Genomic DNA, 17,506 nt, shown 5'->3' with positions numbered 1-17,506 from the left:
CGCAAAAAGACAAACATGAGCAGTACATTTGAAAGTTCTATTAAACAGATTCCTCACAAACAGGAATCTGTTTATCGTACACTTAGCGATATGAATAATATCGGTAAAATAAAAGACAAGATCCCTGCAGATAAGATAGAAGATTTGACTTTTGACACAGACTCTATCTCGATCAAAGCTCCAATGGTGGGCGATATCAAACTGCGAATCATCAATCGTGAGGAACCAAAGATGGTTAAGTTTGAAACAGAAAACAGTCCTGTTCCTTTTAATTTCTGGATTCAGATTTTACCGGTAACAGAAACTTCATGCAAGCTGAAGTTGACCATCAAGGCCGACTTAAACCCATTCATTAAGGGTATGGTACAAAAGCCTTTACAAGAAAGCATCGAAAAGATAGCAGACGTTATGGCTATAATACCTTATGAAGATTAACAATACGGATTCAACGATAACTAGACGAGAAGACTCTAAATTTACAAAATTATGGCAAACAAACTTTGGGAGAAAAATTTTGAAGTCAACAAAGAGATCGAACGATTCACTGTCGGTCGAGATCGTGAAATGGACCTTTATTTAGCAAAATATGATGTCATGGGCTCTATGGCACATATTACCATGCTTGAAACCATAGGATTACTCAAAAAAGAGGAACTCAACGTCCTGTTAAAAGAGTTGAAAAATATTTATGCTATTTGCGAACGAGGCGAATTTGTAATCGAAGACGGTATTGAGGATGTACACTCACAAGTAGAGGTTATGCTTACTAATAAACTGGGTGATATCGGCAAAAAGATACACAGCGGAAGATCTCGCAACGATCAAGTACTTGTTGATCTGAAACTCTTTACTCGACAAGAATTGAAAGACATCGTTGAAGCTGTCAAAATTCTGTTTGACGAACTTATTCAGAAGAGCAATCAGTACAAAGATATACTGATGCCTGGTTATACCCATTTACAGATTGCAATGCCTAGCAGCTTTGGTCTTTGGTTCGGTGCTTATGCAGAAAGTCTAGCAGACGATGTAACCTTCCTTCAAGCAGCTTACAAGATTACTAACCGTAATCCTTTGGGAAGTGCAGCAGGTTATGGTAGCAGTTTTCCATTGAACCGTACACTTACCACCAAACTATTGGGCTTTGACTCTATGGACTACAACGTGGTATATGCGCAGATGGGCCGCGGTAAGATGGAACGTAATGTTGCATTTGCTTTAGCATCAGTAGCAGGAACATTAGCCAAAATGGCTTTTGACGCATGCATGTTCAACAGCCAAAATTTCAGTTTTGTTAAGCTGCCAAAAGAATGCACCACCGGTTCGAGCATCATGCCTCACAAAAAGAATCCTGATGTATTCGAACTAATCCGTGCCAAGAGCAATAAAATTCAGAGTTTACCACAACAGGTAATGCTTATCATGAATAATTTACCCGTTGGCTATTTTCGTGATCTTCAGATTATTAAAGAAGTATTCCTGCCAGCATTCGAAGAACTAAAAGATTGTCTTCAGATGGCCGCCTACATTATCAATAAGATAGAAGTAAATGAGCATATTCTTGACAATCCGATGTATGATCCTATGTTCTCAGTAGAGGAAGTGAATAACCTTGCTGCATCAGGAGTTCCATTTCGTGACGCTTACAAGAAAGTAGGCCTAGAAATAGAAGCAGGAACATTTAAGGCTAACAAAAACATTCATCATACTCACGAAGGCTCAATTGGCAACCTTTGCAATGAGCAGATACAAGCACTGATGGATGAAAACATTGCAGGTTTCCACTTTGACAAAGTAGAGAAAGCCGAAAAAGAACTGATTAAATAATCACGGAATGCACTTTTTACATGTCCATAAGATTTGCAAACTATTAATTGGAATAGGGGTTGTACTGTTGTCTGCCAGTTGTGCAGACAACCAGTATGACAACTCTTGTTATTTGATATTCGATAACAGTACAAACAATAATTCCAAAGTTGCAGCGGCTATGACTATCAGTTCAAATGTTTTTGTTACTTTCAGCAAGAAGAGCATTAATGGTAAACCTTACTTTCATATCGAAAGTAATCAAGGCGGTACAGATGATGTAGCTTTTACGTATCAAGATCAACAGAGAGGCTATATTTTTGGCAAAAACAATGGAGTCATTGTTGGTTTTGGTATTTTGGACAATCAATTTAAAGCCTATGACCTTCTTTGCCCTAACTGCTATAACGAGAGTAAATACAAAAATCTTACCGTAAATAGCAACGGACAAACCTATTGCAGCAACTGCAAACGCTATTACGATCTTAGCACGGGACTCGTCGCCAGTGGCGAAGGAGGCAAAGCTATGATACAATATAGAGCTAGCACATCAGGACCAAATGGTACACTTGTTATCAACTAAATATTAAAATTTGTAAATTCATTTGGTAGATTGAATAAATAATCATACCTTTGCAATCGCAAATTTGCGGAAATAGCTCAGTTGGTAGAGCACAACCTTGCCAAGGTTGGGGTCGCGAGTTCGAGTCTCGTTTTCCGCTCAAATTCCTTAAAAGATGGAGCCGCAATGGTGGAATTGGTAGACACGAGGGACTTAAAATCCCTTGGCCAGTAATGGCTGTGCGGGTTCGAGTCCCGCTCGCGGCACAATCTTTTTCCTAAAGAATATTTTATTTTATGAAAAAGATTACCTTTTTATTACTTACCTTTTTTTCTCTATTTCTTTGTTCTTGCGGGATAAAAAGTGACCGTTTTAAAATTAGTGGAAAATTTCTTCACATGAATCAGGCTGAATTTTATATTTACAGCCCAGATGGTGTTATTTCAGGCATTGATACCATTCAGATTTCTGGTGGAGAGATTGATTATGAAATACCTTGCCATAACGAAGGAACATTGGTTATCATATTCCCAAATTTCTCCCAACAACCTATTTTTGCAGAACCTGGTACAAGTGTAACTATCAAAGCTGATGCTTCACATTTAAAAGAATTAAAGGTTGAAGGTTCAGAAGCTAATGAACTAATGAACCACTTCAGAGAGATGATTCTCAATGTATCACCTCCTGAAATGATAAAAAAAGCAGAAATATTTATCAAGGATCATCCAGAATCAATTGTCAGCACTTATCTTGTGCGAACATACTTCCTTGACAAATCATATCCTGATTATACCAAGGCTGCCGAATTGCTTAAACAGATGGAAGCTGCTCAACCTAAAAATGGATATATAAAGAGAATGACCATAAGTCTTCAACAATTAAAGAATGCCAAGGAGCAAGCTAACCTTCCCCACTTTACAGCCTACGACACTGAGGGAAAAATGTTTGCTAGTAGTACCTTGAGCTCTGCACCTTATGCAGTCATCAATGTTTGGACATCTTCTGATTTCGAAAGTCAAAATCTTCAACGCTTCTTAAAGAGTATACAGCAAAAATCACAGGGAAAACTAAAATTAATGAGCATATGCGTGGATGCCAGCAAAAAAGATTGCCAGCAAACCATGAAAAGAGACTCTATTAATTGGCCTAATATTTGTGACCAAGATATGTTTGATGGCAAAACCATCAAAACATTAGGACTAACATCTTTACCAGGAAACCTCCTACTCAAAGATGGTAAAATCATAGCTCGTGATTTAAAGTCTCAAGACCTTAGAGATAGACTAAATAAGATTTTTCCATAATTTCTTACTACACTTAATAATCCACCCCTATACCATTATATTTACTTAAACAGAAAATTACCAAAAGTGTTAGTTAAAACATATTGTGCTGCAGTAAATGGTTTAAACGTTACTACAGTAACTGTAGAAGTTAGCCTCAACAGAGGTGTAATGTACCACCTAACCGGACTAGGCGATACTGCTGTAAGAGAAAGCAAAGATAGAATATCAGCAGCTATGCAATATAGTGGCTACCATTTCCCAATAGCTGATATAACCGTAAACATGGCACCAGCCGACCTCAAAAAAGAAGGTAGTGGATTTGATTTGCCATTAGCTATTGGAATATTGGCTGCAAATGAAAATATCCCTAGCAATCATCTTCATGAATTTATGCTTGTTGGTGAACTTAGTCTTGATGGTACCTTACAACCCGTTAAGGGTGCATTACCTATAGCCATAAGAGCTAGAGCAGAACATTTCAAGGGCCTAATTGTTCCTGAAGACAATGTAAGAGAAGCTGCAGTCGTTAACAAGTTGGAAGTATACGGCATGAAAAATCTGTTTGACGTAATACAGTTTTTGAGCGATAAACAGGATTTTAAGCCTACTATTGTAGATACTCGAAAAGAATTTTACAAAAATCAATCTAATTATGATTTCGACTACGCTGATGTTCGAGGACAAGAAAATGTAAAAAGAGCACTAGAAGTAGCTGCTGCAGGCGGACATAATCTTATCATGATTGGTCCTCCTGGAAGCGGAAAATCTATGATGGCGAAACGTCTACCATCTATCCTCCCTCCACTAACATTAGCAGAAAGCCTAGAAACCACGCAAATACACTCTATTGCCGGAAAATTAAACAAGGGAACGTCACTCATCGCGCAACGACCATTTCGCTCTCCACATCATACAATATCTGAAGTAGCATTAGTTGGAGGTGGTTCTAATCCAATGCCTGGAGAAATCAGCCTTGCACACAATGGAGTCCTCTTCTGCGATGAACTTCCAGAATTTAATAAACATACACTAGAGGTTCTTCGACAGCCATTAGAAGACCGCATCATCAATATCAGTCGTTCTAAATACTCAATAGAGTATCCATGTTCTTTTATGTTTATAGCCAGCATGAATCCATGTCCATGTGGTTACTACGGAGATCCTACACATCACTGTGTCTGTACACCTGGGCAGATACAGAAGTATATGAATAAGATTAGTGGTCCTCTACTTGACCGTATCGATATACAGTGTGAAATTCAGGCTATACCATTTAAAGACCTATCAAAAGCCGAGCCAGGAGAATCAAGTGCACAAATACGAGAACGCGTCATGAAAGCAAGGGCCATTCAGACTGAACGTTTCAAAGATTCTAAACTGATACACTGCAATGCACAGATGACAGACCGAATGATTCACCAGTACTGTGAGCTCGATGCTGAAACCTTGAATATCCTACAGACTGCTATGGAACGGCTTAATCTTTCTGCACGTGCCTATAGTCGCATTCTGAAAGTGGCCCGCACCATCGCCGACCTTGCCGGCTCGGAGAAAGTACAGTCCATGCACATCGCCGAGGCCATCGGATATCGTAATCTTGACCGAGGCGATTGGGCTGAGAGAGGATTATAATAGAAAAACATGAAGAACGAATCAATTTCACTCGAAAAGACTACAAAAGAAGAAAAACGCTTGGTGCAGTATGAACTGCTTCGTGTGATAGCCATGTTTGGCGTATTGATGAACCATGTGTTCAACTATGGTTTACATATCTACGATGATTTTACCCTGGATGTATCATCTGTAGATGGCTTTACATTGTGGAGTATTCTAGAGTTGATGAAACTCGCTGCCCTGCCTAGTGTTAATTGCTACATTCTCATAACTGGTTATTTCCTTGTAAATAGTACGCATTGGCGACTGAAAGGAATCTTGAAAGTTTGGAGCATAACATGGTTTTATTCTGTTTCCATTTATCTGCTGGCTGTCGCCATAGGCCTATGTCACTTCCAATGGGAAGAAATGTTCAGGCATGCCACACCTCTTTATTCTAATTCCTATTGGTTTGTCACCTCCTACATCGCCCTGATGTTTCTTGCACCTTTGTTGTCATGGGGACTCCAACGGCTTTCTCAACGCCAATACCTACTGGTGTTGATATTGGGATTTTTCATCTGTTTTCAATTCTTTCTTGGCAAATATGTCATGGACAATCAGCAAATCGTGCTTTTTGTCTATCTGTTTATGATAGGAGGATACATTCAGCGGTTTCATGCTGATTCAAGACGTCGCCCAGCGTTCTATGCTATCCTTTCTGTGCTCATTCTCATGCTGATGTATTGCATTACCGTTGCCAAGAACTATTATTTCAATAGGCATGATTTTTATATATACGCTATGGCCTATCACGGCTTGGTGCTTCCTTTTTCGGTGACGATATTTCTCTTCTTTAAACAACTGAACATCCAAGGACGAAATTTTCAAAAAAGCATATATGCCATTGCGTCGCTATGCTTTTCGGTCTATATCATTCACACGCAATCCGTTGTCGATGAAATCTTATGGAAATACGCAGCCAAGATGTTTGAAAACTGCCTGTTATTCATGATTCCATTGTTATCCGTTTTGTTATGCATTACTGTTTACTTAATTTGCTGCGCCATAGATTATTTCCGCGTGCGGATTGTTAGAGTTCTAACAGAACACTTATCCACCTTTGACAACATATGATTTATCCCTCACCAAAATCGTATATTTGTGTTGTGGCATTAGTTGGAGGTGGTTCTAATCCAATGCCCGGAGAAATCAGCCTTGCACACAATGGTGTTCTCTTCTGCGATAAACTTCCCGAATTTAACAAACATACACTAGAGGTTCTTCGACAGCCATTAGAAGACCGCATCATCAATATCAGTCGTTCTTAATACTCAATAGAGTATCCATGTTCTTTTATGTTTATAGCCAGCATGAATCCATGTCCATGTGGTTACTACGGAGATCCTACACATCACTGTGTCTGTACACCTGGGCAGATACAGAAGTATATGAATAAGATTAGTGGTCCTCTACTTGACCGTATCGATATACAGTGTGAAATTCAGGCTATACCATTTAAAGACCTATCAAAAGCCGAGCCAGGAGAATCAAGTGCACAAATACGAGAACGCGTCATGAAAGCAAGGGCCATTCAGACTGAACGTTTCAAAGATTCTAAACTGATACACTGCAATGCACAGATGACAGACCGAATGATTCACCAGTACTGTGAGCTCGATGCTGAAACCTTGAATATCCTACAGACTGCTATGGAACGGCTTAATCTTTCTGCACGTGCCTATAGTCGCATTCTGAAAGTTGCACGCACCATTGCCGACCTTTCCAGTTCAGAGAAAATACAATCTATGCATATCGCTGAAGCCATCGGGTATCGCAATTTGGATAGAAGCGACTGGGCGGAGAGAGGATTATAATAGTATGCCACCATATACTACAGTCATACTCATGCCGAAAGTTACTTTTTATCCATTTACTCATCAAATTCTTTGCAAAAAACATTCACGGTACAGAAGATTTCGATGTTTTTGACAAATTCGGGAGCGTTTATACCCAAGTAAACGACTCTATAATAACATATTGCACAAAGAAAAGAAAAAACATGAAGTAAAATTAAAACAGATTACATTTACAGATGGGAAAAATGTATTGGTGGACTATTTAAAGAAAGAGTATTATAAGCCTGGACCAAGTGATGATGATTACCCTTATAGGGTGTTTTTCTTCATTTTTTTGACTCTAGGTTAAAAAACAAAGAAGATAGAGGCTGTGTGTTACCACTGAATCAATATACAGAATCCAAGAAGAAACGTGTTAAACAATATATTACAGGACTACAAAAGACTAAAAACAGATGGAAGAAAAAATCAAGCCAAAAGTGGTATGAATATTTTTTTAGTTTTGTTACAGATGAATACAATTAATATGTGAAGAAAGCATTAAAGAATACCGAATTTTATTGACATAAACTATTTTGTAGCTCGCATATTTGTAGGGAGTATGCTAGTACACATCAAATATGCAAATTTTGCAGTATATCATATCTAGCTGAATATCAGCATGTTATTCAGATGCAACTTAATTGATTTGAAAGAAGCTTGGCAATAACATAGGTTTTGCATGTTAAAAAACATAGTGTTTAGGCAATAATAACATAGTGTTTATTGGCACAAATATATGCTTTTACCCATTAATAGCTATATTTTTTCCGAAAGTGAGGGTAGAACATAGTAGCAAGATACAAAATAGTCAGACCAAAGTTGAAGATTTCGAGCTAGATGACGATTTCTGGCGGCCATGTTTTTTTGATATTTTATTTAACAGTTTACCTATTATAGATTGTAGAAAGCAGATCGACTATTATCGTTGTGACAGAATACGGTGTATCTATATCATCTTTTACACACTATTTTAAGTGCTCATATAATTCATAAGTAAGCTGCATTATCTTACCATAAAATAAGATTATCTCAATTATTTGTTGTAACTTTACCATCAAAATTAAACTTATAGACAATGAAGAAGATATTTAACCTTGTTGCTGCAGCTATAATGGTTTTCACCATGAGCAACTGTAGCACAAAACAAATGGCCACAACAACTACAGCACCTGCTGTTGACACAACAGCTATCATTCAAGTAGAAGCCAACCGCGAATTTCTTTCTATTGCAGAAGCTCTTCAGATGATGCAAGACCCGAGTGCAGCCGAAAAGATTCTGCCCAAATATGGCTATCAATTCAAAAAGAATTATGAAATCTATCGTGTCAATAAATATAAGGCCATGTTCTATAAAAACTGTACACTTCCTAAACAAACTAGTACAGGTGCATATCTCGACTTGCCAAAAGCCCAGAAGAAAGGTACATCTAGCTATGTAGCAATCAGCGAAAATGTAGAAATCGGTGTATATAATAATAAGGCCTACGAGAATCTGGTAAATCAAATTTTAGGAACACCAGGTTTCACATTAGCTCACGATGGTTACGAACAGGAATATAGCAATGGAACTTACAGTATCTATACCTATAATCCAATGCGAAGAATTAGAATTGAAAAAACACTGTAAAAGAGTCTCTAGACCTCACAAAATGAGAGCATTTTTTGGTCATGTCTCTGATTTATAGTACTTTTGCAATCAAAAAGCAATATATCAAAAACATTAATGGAACAGAAGAATTACAAGCGTACAACCGTTACAGCAGCTTTACCATATGCTAATGGTGGTGTACATATTGGTCATCTTGCAGGTGTATACGTTCCTGCAGATATCTACGTCCGTTACCTTCGCCTCAAGAAGAAGGATGTTATCTTCATCGGTGGTTCTGACGAGCACGGTGTGCCTATTACAATTCGTGCCAAAAAGGAAGGCATAACTCCACAGGATGTATGTGACCGCTATCACAAGATTATCAAGGAAAGTTTCGAGGAGTTTGGTATCAGTTTCGATATTTATAGCCGCACTACTTCTGAAACTCACAACAAATTGGCTTCAGACTTCTTTAAGAAGCTTTATGACGAGGGTAAACTCATTGAGAAAGATTCTGATCAGTACTATGATGAAGAAGCACATCAATTCCTCGCTGACCGTTATATCATGGGCGAATGTCCTCATTGTCATAATCCTAAGGCATACGGTGACCAATGTGAGAAATGTGGTAGTGATTTGAGTCCTATGGAACTGATTAACCCATATTCTACCATCTCTGGTTCTAAGCCTGTTATCAAGACTACCAAGAACTGGTATTTACCTTTGAACGAATATCAGGAATGGTTGAAACAGTGGATTCTAGAAGGCCACAAAGAATGGCGTCCTAATGTTTACGGACAATGCAAGAGCTGGCTCGACATGGACTTGCAGCCACGTGCCATGACCCGCGACTTAGACTGGGGTATCCCTGTACCTGTTGAAGGTGCTGATGGCAAAGTCTTGTATGTTTGGTTTGATGCACCTATCGGCTACATCTCTAACACCAAGGAACTTTGCGACAAAGAGCCTGAAAAATTTGGCAATTGGGAGCAATGGTGGAAAGATCCAGAAACTCGTCTAGTTCACTTCATCGGCAAAGATAACATTGTATTCCATTGCGTTATCTTCCCTACTATGTTGAAGGCTCATGGCGACTATATCTTACCAGATAACGTTCCTGCTAACGAGTTCTTGAATTTGGAAAATGACAAGATTTCAACTTCTAGAAACTGGGCTGTATGGTTGGATGAGTACTTGAAAGACTTCCCTGGCAAACAGGATGTGCTTCGATATGTTCTTACAGCCAATGCTCCTGAAACAAAAGATAATAACTTCACATGGAAAGATTTCCAAGAGCGCAATAACTCTGAATTGGTTGCAATCTATGGCAACTTCGTAAACCGTGCTCTTCAACTTACCAAGAAATACTGGAATGGTATAGTACCAGCTTGCGGCGAATTACAGGAAGTTGATAAGAATGCTATCCAGGAATTCAAGGATGTTAAAGAGAAAATGGAAGCATTCCTCGATATCTTTAAATTCCGTGAAGCTCAGAAAGAGGCAATGAATCTCGCTCGTATCGGCAATAAGTATATTACAGAATGCGAGCCTTGGAAGGTGTGGAAAACAGACCCTAAACGTGTTGAGACTATTCTCTACATCTCACTACAATTGGTTGCTAACCTAGCTATCGCCTTCGAACCATTCTTGCCTTTCAGCAGTAAAGATCTTCGTCAACTTATCAATCTTAACAGTTTTGACTGGTCAGAACTTGGTAGCACCGAGTTACTCAAACCAGGCCACCAGTTGGCAGAACCGCATTTACTTTTCGAGAAGATTGAGGACGAGACTATCGATGCTCAGCTACAGAAACTCGAAGATACCAAGAAGGCTAATGAGGCTGCAGCTGCAGCTGCAAATTATAAAGCACTACCTGTCAAGGAGAATATCCCATTCGAAGACTTCGAGAAACTTGATATCCGTGTAGGCCATATTAAGGATTGCCAGAAAGTGAAAAAGAGCAATAAACTGCTTCAATTCACTATTGACGATGGCAGTGGTCAAGATAGAACGATCCTTTCTGGAATCGCAAAATTCTATAATCCAGAGGATCTCATAGGCAAAGATGTTCTCTTCGTAGCTAACTTTGCTCCACGTAAGATGATGGGTATCGAAAGTCAGGGCATGATTCTTAGCGCTGTCAATTTCGATGGCAGTCTTACAGTTACCTCAACCTTAGGTTCTGTTAAGCCAGGCAGTCAAGTAGGATAAACATATCACTCATAAATATAGTTCAGGCCGAATTCCATCATGGATTTCGGCCTATTTTACATCTAATAATTCATGTTTCTCACTTTAGTCATCAGTTTCTTCACATTTATAGAACTCAATTGCGAAAACCTCTTCGACACCCAGCATGATTCCTTAAAAAACGACATAGAATTTACGCCAGAAGGAAGTTATCACTGGACTAAGACGCGATACTGGCACAAACTTAACCACATTAGCCAAGAACTTATTGCCCTAGGAGAAGACTCCATACAAGGTTGGCAATTGCCCGATATGGTAGCATTATGCGAAGTAGAAAACGATAGTGTACTCCGAGATTTGACCAAACGCTCATTACTTCGAAAAGCACGATACGAGTATTTTATCACCCAATCACCTGACACTAGAGGTATCGATGTTGCTCTTATGTATCAACCTATTAGCTTCAGACCAATACGACATTACTCCATTCGTATAAAACCACTTCCAGACATGCGACCTACACGAGACATTCTATATGTCTGTGGTCAAAATCTAACAGATGATACCTTACATATTTTTGTGGTACACGCCCCTAGTCGATTAGGTGGAGAAAAAAAATCACGTCACCACCGCCTACTAGTTGCCCATTACCTTACCAACGCAATAGATTCCATCAAAGCCTTATCAACTCAAGCCAAAATCATAGTCGCTGGAGATTTTAACGATTACTCTCATTCTCTTTCGCTAGACAGCATTAACAGTCATGGTATGATAGAAATATCAGAAAATGCTCATGGAGCCCATAGAGCGAAAGGAACATATCGCTATCACGGTCTCTGGGGAAGTCTTGATCATATTATATGCAGCAATAACATGGCTCCATTAGCAGATACATGCTATATAGGAGACTTACCATTTCTACTCGAAGAAGATACAACGTATGGATCTGTGCATCCCAAAAGATGCTATTTAGGTCCTAGATATCAAAATGGATACAGTGACCATTTACCACTAGTTGCAAGATTTAGATACGAAGAAAAGCATAGGTAATATCTAAGAATATCAGTATGGGATTATGAAAAAAGAGAATTTTATTTGTAAAAGCGATTGATTTATTGTATCTTTGCATTTATAAAATTAGGGTTCCATAGTTTAATGGATAGAACGGAGGTTTCCTAAACCTTTGATCCGAGTTCGATTCTCGGTGGAATCACTTTTAATCAAAAGAGGTCGTGTCTTCATAGCAGACACGACCTCTTTTGATATTAAAAACCTCCCTCCAAAGAAGAGGGAGGATAACGATTAAGCTTTTACTTCTTCAACTGTCACAGATGCCTTATCTTGTTCTGCTTCAATTTTCTTACCCAATACCAAGTAAGCAACAGGAGAAGCTATGAAGATAGAAGACAAAGTACCAATAATAACACCAATAATCATAGCAAAAGCGAAGCTACGAATACTGTCACCACCAAGAATAAAGATAGATACCAATACTATCAAAGTAGATATAGAAGTATTAATGGTACGTGAAAGTGTCTCATTAATAGAGTTGTTAAACAATGCTTGGATGTCTACACGAGACATACGATTTTTGTTATTATTCAAATTCTCACGGATACGGTCGAATACAACCACAGAGTCATTGATATCATAACCGATAACTGTCAGAATAGCACCAATAAACGTTTGATCTATTTCAAGTGAGAAACCTATCCAACCATAGCACAAAGAGAAGAAACCGATTACGATAGTTGTATCAAGAATCAAACCTGCTGTTGCACCTGCAGAGAAACCAATGTTACGGAAACGTAACAAAATATACAAGAAGATGAATATGATAGCCAATACAACGCTAACAATAGCACCATAAGTAATATCTTTAGCAACAGATGGACCAACTTTAGCACTGCTAATGATAGAACCACCCTCACGAATATCAGGGTTCTTGAATGACTCAACATTTGCTTGGCTTACAAAATTACCCTTTTTCAATGCATTGAAGAGGATTGTTTCAGCCTTATCATCTTCTAATGGATCAGTACTGTCAATGTTATAATTAGTAGATACACGAATAGTCTTGCCATCTGTACCCAAAGCAATAACACTAGTAGTAGCTGTCTTACCCGCATCTGGTCCTACAGTATTAACAAAAGCATCACCTAAAACCTCACGAACGTCCTCAACTTCTACTGTCTTATCAAGAGCTACAACGTAGTTACGACCACCTGTAAAATCAATACTCTGGCTCAAACCACGAACTGCAAAACTAATAACACAAATAAAGATTGCGACACCCCACACAGTGAAACTCTTCTTGTACATACCCATGAAGTTGTAACTAGAGCCCTGCATCATGCTCTTACTGAAACCTGTATAGAACTTCAGATTAAGCCATTTTCCACTCTTCACACGATTTTCATAAACCAAACGAGTCAAGAATACTGCAGTGAAGAAAGATACTACAATACCAATAATCCAAGTAGTAGCAAAGCCACGAATTGGACCAGTACCTGTAGTCAACAGGATAATACCTGTAATCAAAGATGTCAAGTTGGAGTCGAAGATTGCAGAGAAAGCATTCTTGTAACCTGCTTCAAGAGCCTCACGAAGGCCCTTACCCTTACGCATCTCTTCCTTGATACGCTCATAGATTAACACATTAGCATCTACTGCTGTACCCAAAGTTAACACCATACCAGCGATACCAGGCATAGTCAAGGCACTTTGGAAAGAAGCAAGAACACCAAGTGTGAAGAAAAGATTAGCAATCAAAGCACCATTAGCAACCATACCTGGGATGAAGTCATACATAAGAACCATGTAGACCATCAAAAGTACGAAAGCAACAGCGAATGAAATAAGTCCCTGCTGAATAGACTGAGCACCCAATGTAGGACCAACAACATCTTCCTGAACAATATGAGCAGGAGCTGGCATACGACCAGACTTCAATGTATTAGACAAGTCCTTGGTCTCCTCAATAGTGAAGTTACCACTAATCTGAGAGTTACCTCCATCAATTTCCTGATTTACTCGAGGAGCTGAGTAAACAACACCATCAAGCACAATAGCCACAGCCTTACCTACGTTAGCCTTAGTCAACTGAGCCCATTTGCGAGCGCCCTCTGTATTCATCTGCATGCTAACAACAGGATTAGAGAACTGGTCGAACTCATCTTTAGCATCTGTGATAACATCGCCCTCTAACGGTGCTCGACCGGTAGAAGTAGTTACCTTCAAAGCATACAACTCATAGATATTCTTTACATTCTGCAAGTTTGCTGGTTTAGCACTCCACAGCAAACGAACATCTGAAGGAAGAATCTGTTTAGCAATCTGAGAATTAATAATCTTATTAATAGCAGCTGTATCACGAACGTTAGCATAACCTACAAGAGCTAAACTATTCTGACCTGTTGTCTGAAGAACAGCCAACAAAGGATGTTGCTTCTTTGCTGCCTCAATCTGAGCTGTTTCACTCTTAGGAGCGACGTCTTTCTTAGCAGCACCAGCTAGTTTGAACTTAGGTTCGGCTTTTTTTGTAACTGGAGCAGTACTCTTAGCTGAGTCCTTGGCTGTAGTATCAGTAGCAGTTTCACCACCATTAGCAAAGCGCTGGTCAACCTGATTCAAATAAGGAATAATTTCTTCAGCATTATAAGTCTCCCAAAACTCCAAGTTAGCACTACCTTGAAGAAGTTTACGCATACGTTCAGGCTCACGGATACCAGGCATTTCTACCATAATACGACCTTGCTGGCCCTCAAGCTTTTGGATATTAGGCTGAACTACACCGAACTTATCAATACGAGTACGAACAACATTGAAAGAGTTATCAATTGCAGCTTGAACTTCCGAACGAATAGCATTTTCTACCTCAACATCAGAACTCTGAGGAGAAACCTTACCCTGCATCTGCTGCGTAGCAAAAACCTCTGCCAACTTATGACCAGGAGCAACACGATGATAAGCATCAATAAATAACTTAATGAAATCGCCCTGGCTGTTCATATGCTCAGCTTTAGCGTCTTTCATAGCTTTTGTGAACGCAGCGTCTGTCTTGTGATCAGCCAGTGTTTCAATAACATCTGGTACAGAAATCTCAAGAATGACGTTCATACCACCCTTCAAGTCAAGACCAAGACCAATCTGTGTCTCCAAGCAATTCTTGTATGAATATACTCCAAGATACTTAACAGAATCCTTGTAGTCCTGCTGTGCGATAGGATCTTTAATCTTAGCAGCTTCACTGTCGAAATAGCTTGTTGCAACAGAGAATGAAAGATAAAAGATACTGGCAAGTGTCAAAAGGACGGCAGTAACAATTACAATTCCTTTGTTTTGCATTTTCTTGTTATGATTTTATTGTTTATTTGTTTTTCGCGACATTACTCAATGTAGACGTGCAAAAATACCATTTTTTTCTCATAATGAAAAATTTATAGCGTCTTATTATTTATTTTTTATGGTTTTGGGCGCTTTTTCAACCAACATGATATCGGATAATGGTCTGAAAGTTTAATTTTGTTATCTACGTTACATTGAAATGGCTCCCAGTCTGAAGTGCACATGATATTATCTATGCGCACAAAAAATCCTCCTTTGTGGTAGCTTATACCTGGACCAAATCCACTTTCTATGTAGCAGTCTATCAACTTTTTCACAATTGTATGATGCGTATAGGATATCGGTCCATCATTGAAATCCCCACACAGTATAATACTCTCATGCTGATGATGTTCTATAAATTCAGATACAGCATCAGCTTCTACAGCACGTTTAGCACTAGACTCTCCAAGCCTAGTTATAATAAGTTTTGATGTTGACTTCGCTACATGATGATCCATTTCTCCTTTCATCATCAACTTAAATCCCTTACGCTCATCTTGACTTAAGCCGGTTGTTTCCAAATGATTATTGATTATCCACACCGAATCTTCATCAATTGTTACGCGATAAGCTACTGAAAAGTTTCCTTTTGAAGGATAATTAATACGTACAGAATCGACTATCGGAAACTTACTATACAAGGCTATCGTCTCACTATTGCTTGAACTATGATGTGAATATTGCTTATAAGGATAAATTTTATCAAGCACAGAATCGATATTGGCCTGACCAATTTCCTGACATCCTGCTTCCTGCAGACACAAAATATCAGGATGCTGTTTTTTAATATACTGCAAAATACCGTTACTAGTGCCTGGACTATTCCAACCAGCAAACAGAAACACATTATACGACATCACACGGATGGCCCCTTTGGGAACTTCATGCTTGATATTCAAAGGAGCATATTCTCTTACAGGAACATAGCAAATCAAAAAACCAACTATAGGAATCCATACCTTTCGCCTTTGGAATAAAAGCCAAAAAAAGAGAAAGGTTAAATTAATTAAGATAAAAACAGGAAAAGAAAGTCCAATATTGGATAGTACAGGAAAGCTTACAGGATTGACACGATCAGAGAATCCAATCAAAAACATCAACAAAATGGTGGCAATATTTGCACCTGCCACCATCTGAATTGTTACTTTTTTTAATTTCCCAAACATATTGAGGAATACGTATTATTTACGATTACTCTGATTAAAAAGTTTCTGTTTTTCTTCTGTTGTCAGACTATCATATCCACTCTTACGTATTTTATCAAGAATACGATCGACCTCATCTTGTTCCTTCGCTTGACGAGCATTATACTCCCAATCACTTTCATGCGTACTTGTTTGAGTTGAAGTCTGACTGTCACGATAATTTTCTGTTTTCCTATTCTGATGTTGCTCCCACCTACTGCGTAGATTGCTAAAAAGATGTTCACCACTTGAACGACCATACATTTGTGAAGAATCGACAGATGGATGACGATACCAGTAACGTATCAATAAGAAGCCGAACAACATACCTCCCAAATGTGCAAAATGAGCAACACTATCACCAGGAGTAGACAAAGCAGAGAATAATTCTATAACGACATATCCCACAACAAACCACTTGGCTTTAATAGGGATAGGCAAAGGGAAAATAAAGATTCTCTCTTCAGGGAAAATCATACCAAAAGCAAGCAAGATAGCATAAACAGCACCAGAAGCACCTACAGTAGTCCACTGATTCAGCACCTCACTGCTATTATGTGCAACTTCAAATATATCCGAAAAAGAAAAAGCAGGTAATTGTTCACTAGCCATATAATAAAGCTGCGCAAATTGTACGATTTCTTGCAAGATGCCTGCACCAACACCAGTGAAGATATAATAAAACAGAAATTTTTTAGGTCCCCATACACGCTCAACGACACAGCCAAACATCCATAAAGCAAACATATTAAAGATAATATGCTGCCACCCTGCATGCATAAACATATAGGTAACCAATTGATATACTTGAAAATCTGGCGCCAAGAAGAAATGTAATCCACAAATATCATTTAAATTTATTCCAAATCTCTGAAGCACCATCATTGCTAAGAACGCTAAGACATTAATAATTAGCAGATTCTTTGTAATTGTTGGAATGCGCATATATTATTTTATACTTTTATCTTATTAATAAGCGCAAAAATACGAAAATAAATCGTGAATAAGTA

The 17,506-nt window shown here is 38.6% G+C and carries 12 protein-coding genes, 3 tRNA genes and 1 pseudogene; 13 read left to right on the top strand and 3 right to left on the bottom strand.

Going from position 1 to position 17,506, the window contains the following annotated elements; genetic code table 11:
• The first annotated feature begins 15 nt into the window (after positions 1 to 15).
• From L6471_RS04725 to L6471_RS04665, 13 genes and pseudogenes are all read left to right on the top strand, one after another.
• Positions 16 to 435 carry a hypothetical protein gene (locus L6471_RS04725; protein WP_006282692.1) on the top strand — a complete coding sequence of 140 codons (420 nt, stop codon included), beginning with the start codon at positions 16 to 18 and terminating at the stop codon, positions 433 to 435.
• Between the two features lie 51 nt (positions 436 to 486).
• Positions 487 to 1,824 (top strand): argininosuccinate lyase, encoded by a 1,338-nt coding sequence (gene argH / locus L6471_RS04720; protein ID WP_006282693.1) that lies wholly within the window; start codon positions 487 to 489, stop codon positions 1,822 to 1,824.
• 7 nt (positions 1,825 to 1,831) lie between these two features.
• Positions 1,832 to 2,386, top strand: a complete 555-nt coding sequence (locus L6471_RS04715) for a hypothetical protein (RefSeq protein WP_074548103.1) — start codon at positions 1,832 to 1,834, stop codon at positions 2,384 to 2,386.
• A gap of 66 nt (positions 2,387 to 2,452) precedes the next feature.
• Positions 2,453 to 2,525 (top strand) — tRNA-Gly (locus L6471_RS04710).
• A 20-nt stretch (positions 2,526 to 2,545) separates the two neighbouring features.
• A tRNA-Leu gene (locus L6471_RS04705) sits at positions 2,546 to 2,631 on the top strand.
• 30 nt (positions 2,632 to 2,661) lie between these two features.
• A complete protein-coding gene (locus L6471_RS04700; protein ID WP_006282695.1) occupies positions 2,662 to 3,669 on the top strand; it encodes a DUF4369 domain-containing protein in 1,008 nt (335 codons plus the stop codon).
• Between the two features lie 66 nt (positions 3,670 to 3,735).
• Positions 3,736 to 5,283: a YifB family Mg chelatase-like AAA ATPase gene (locus tag L6471_RS04695; RefSeq protein ID WP_006282696.1), complete on the top strand. Its 1,548-nt coding sequence runs from the start codon at positions 3,736 to 3,738 to the stop codon at positions 5,281 to 5,283.
• Positions 5,284 to 5,292: 9 nt separating this feature from the next.
• Positions 5,293 to 6,381: an acyltransferase gene (locus L6471_RS04690; protein WP_094448304.1), complete on the top strand. Its 1,089-nt coding sequence runs from the start codon at positions 5,293 to 5,295 to the stop codon at positions 6,379 to 6,381.
• Positions 6,381 to 7,121 (top strand): annotated as a pseudogene (locus tag L6471_RS04685) (YifB family Mg chelatase-like AAA ATPase). The gene L6471_RS04690 and the pseudogene L6471_RS04685 overlap by 1 nt, the downstream one beginning before the upstream one ends.
• Before the next feature lie 1,099 nt (positions 7,122 to 8,220).
• Entirely contained in the window at positions 8,221 to 8,772 is a 552-nt protein-coding gene (locus tag L6471_RS04680; protein WP_237797487.1) for a hypothetical protein, read from the top strand.
• Positions 8,773 to 8,868: 96 nt separating this feature from the next.
• Positions 8,869 to 10,944: a methionine--tRNA ligase gene (gene metG / locus L6471_RS04675; RefSeq protein ID WP_237797486.1), complete on the top strand. Its 2,076-nt coding sequence runs from the start codon at positions 8,869 to 8,871 to the stop codon at positions 10,942 to 10,944.
• A 72-nt stretch (positions 10,945 to 11,016) separates the two neighbouring features.
• Positions 11,017 to 11,973 (top strand): endonuclease/exonuclease/phosphatase family protein, encoded by a 957-nt coding sequence (locus tag L6471_RS04670; RefSeq protein ID WP_027453273.1) that lies wholly within the window; start codon positions 11,017 to 11,019, stop codon positions 11,971 to 11,973.
• A 91-nt stretch (positions 11,974 to 12,064) separates the two neighbouring features.
• Positions 12,065 to 12,136 (top strand) — tRNA-Arg (locus tag L6471_RS04665).
• Between the two features lie 89 nt (positions 12,137 to 12,225).
• On the opposite strand, the gene secDF is transcribed toward L6471_RS04665, so the two are convergent.
• The 3 genes from secDF to L6471_RS04650 all read right to left on the bottom strand — a co-directional run bounded on the left by secDF (position 12,226) and on the right by L6471_RS04650 (position 17,441).
• Entirely contained in the window at positions 12,226 to 15,270 is a 3,045-nt protein-coding gene (secDF, locus tag L6471_RS04660; RefSeq protein ID WP_074548099.1) for a protein translocase subunit SecDF, read from the bottom strand.
• A gap of 116 nt (positions 15,271 to 15,386) precedes the next feature.
• Positions 15,387 to 16,478 (bottom strand): endonuclease/exonuclease/phosphatase family protein, encoded by a 1,092-nt coding sequence (locus tag L6471_RS04655; RefSeq protein WP_039869340.1) that lies wholly within the window; start codon positions 16,476 to 16,478, stop codon positions 15,387 to 15,389.
• A gap of 15 nt (positions 16,479 to 16,493) precedes the next feature.
• A complete protein-coding gene (locus tag L6471_RS04650; RefSeq protein ID WP_027453270.1) occupies positions 16,494 to 17,441 on the bottom strand; it encodes a rhomboid family intramembrane serine protease in 948 nt (315 codons plus the stop codon).
• Between the last annotated feature and the right edge of the window lie 65 nt (positions 17,442 to 17,506).

Source organism: Segatella bryantii, from assembly GCF_022024215.1.
Taxonomy (GTDB): domain Bacteria; phylum Bacteroidota; class Bacteroidia; order Bacteroidales; family Bacteroidaceae; genus Prevotella; species Prevotella bryantii.
Note: the sequence above shows the minus strand (reverse complement) of the source record. Positions and strands in the feature narration are given on the sequence as shown.

Bases quoted from the DNA above. Each gene is read 5' to 3' on its own strand.
- L6471_RS04680 (WP_237797487.1), top strand. From the start codon at position 8,221: ATGAAGAAGATATTTAACCTTGTTGCTGCAGCTATAATGGTTTTCACC.
- L6471_RS04725 (WP_006282692.1), top strand. From the start codon at position 16: ATGAGCAGTACATTTGAAAGTTCTATTAAACAGATTCCTCACAAACAG.
- metG (WP_237797486.1), top strand. From the start codon at position 8,869: ATGGAACAGAAGAATTACAAGCGTACAACCGTTACAGCAGCTTTACCA.
- L6471_RS04655 (WP_039869340.1), bottom strand. From the start codon at position 16,478: ATGTTTGGGAAATTAAAAAAAGTAACAATTCAGATGGTGGCAGGTGCA.
- argH (WP_006282693.1), top strand. From the start codon at position 487: ATGGCAAACAAACTTTGGGAGAAAAATTTTGAAGTCAACAAAGAGATC.
- L6471_RS04715 (WP_074548103.1), top strand. From the start codon at position 1,832: ATGCACTTTTTACATGTCCATAAGATTTGCAAACTATTAATTGGAATA.
- L6471_RS04690 (WP_094448304.1), top strand. From the start codon at position 5,293: ATGAAGAACGAATCAATTTCACTCGAAAAGACTACAAAAGAAGAAAAA.
- L6471_RS04700 (WP_006282695.1), top strand. From the start codon at position 2,662: ATGAAAAAGATTACCTTTTTATTACTTACCTTTTTTTCTCTATTTCTT.
- L6471_RS04670 (WP_027453273.1), top strand. From the start codon at position 11,017: ATGTTTCTCACTTTAGTCATCAGTTTCTTCACATTTATAGAACTCAAT.
- L6471_RS04650 (WP_027453270.1), bottom strand. From the start codon at position 17,441: ATGCGCATTCCAACAATTACAAAGAATCTGCTAATTATTAATGTCTTA.
- secDF (WP_074548099.1), bottom strand. From the start codon at position 15,270: ATGCAAAACAAAGGAATTGTAATTGTTACTGCCGTCCTTTTGACACTT.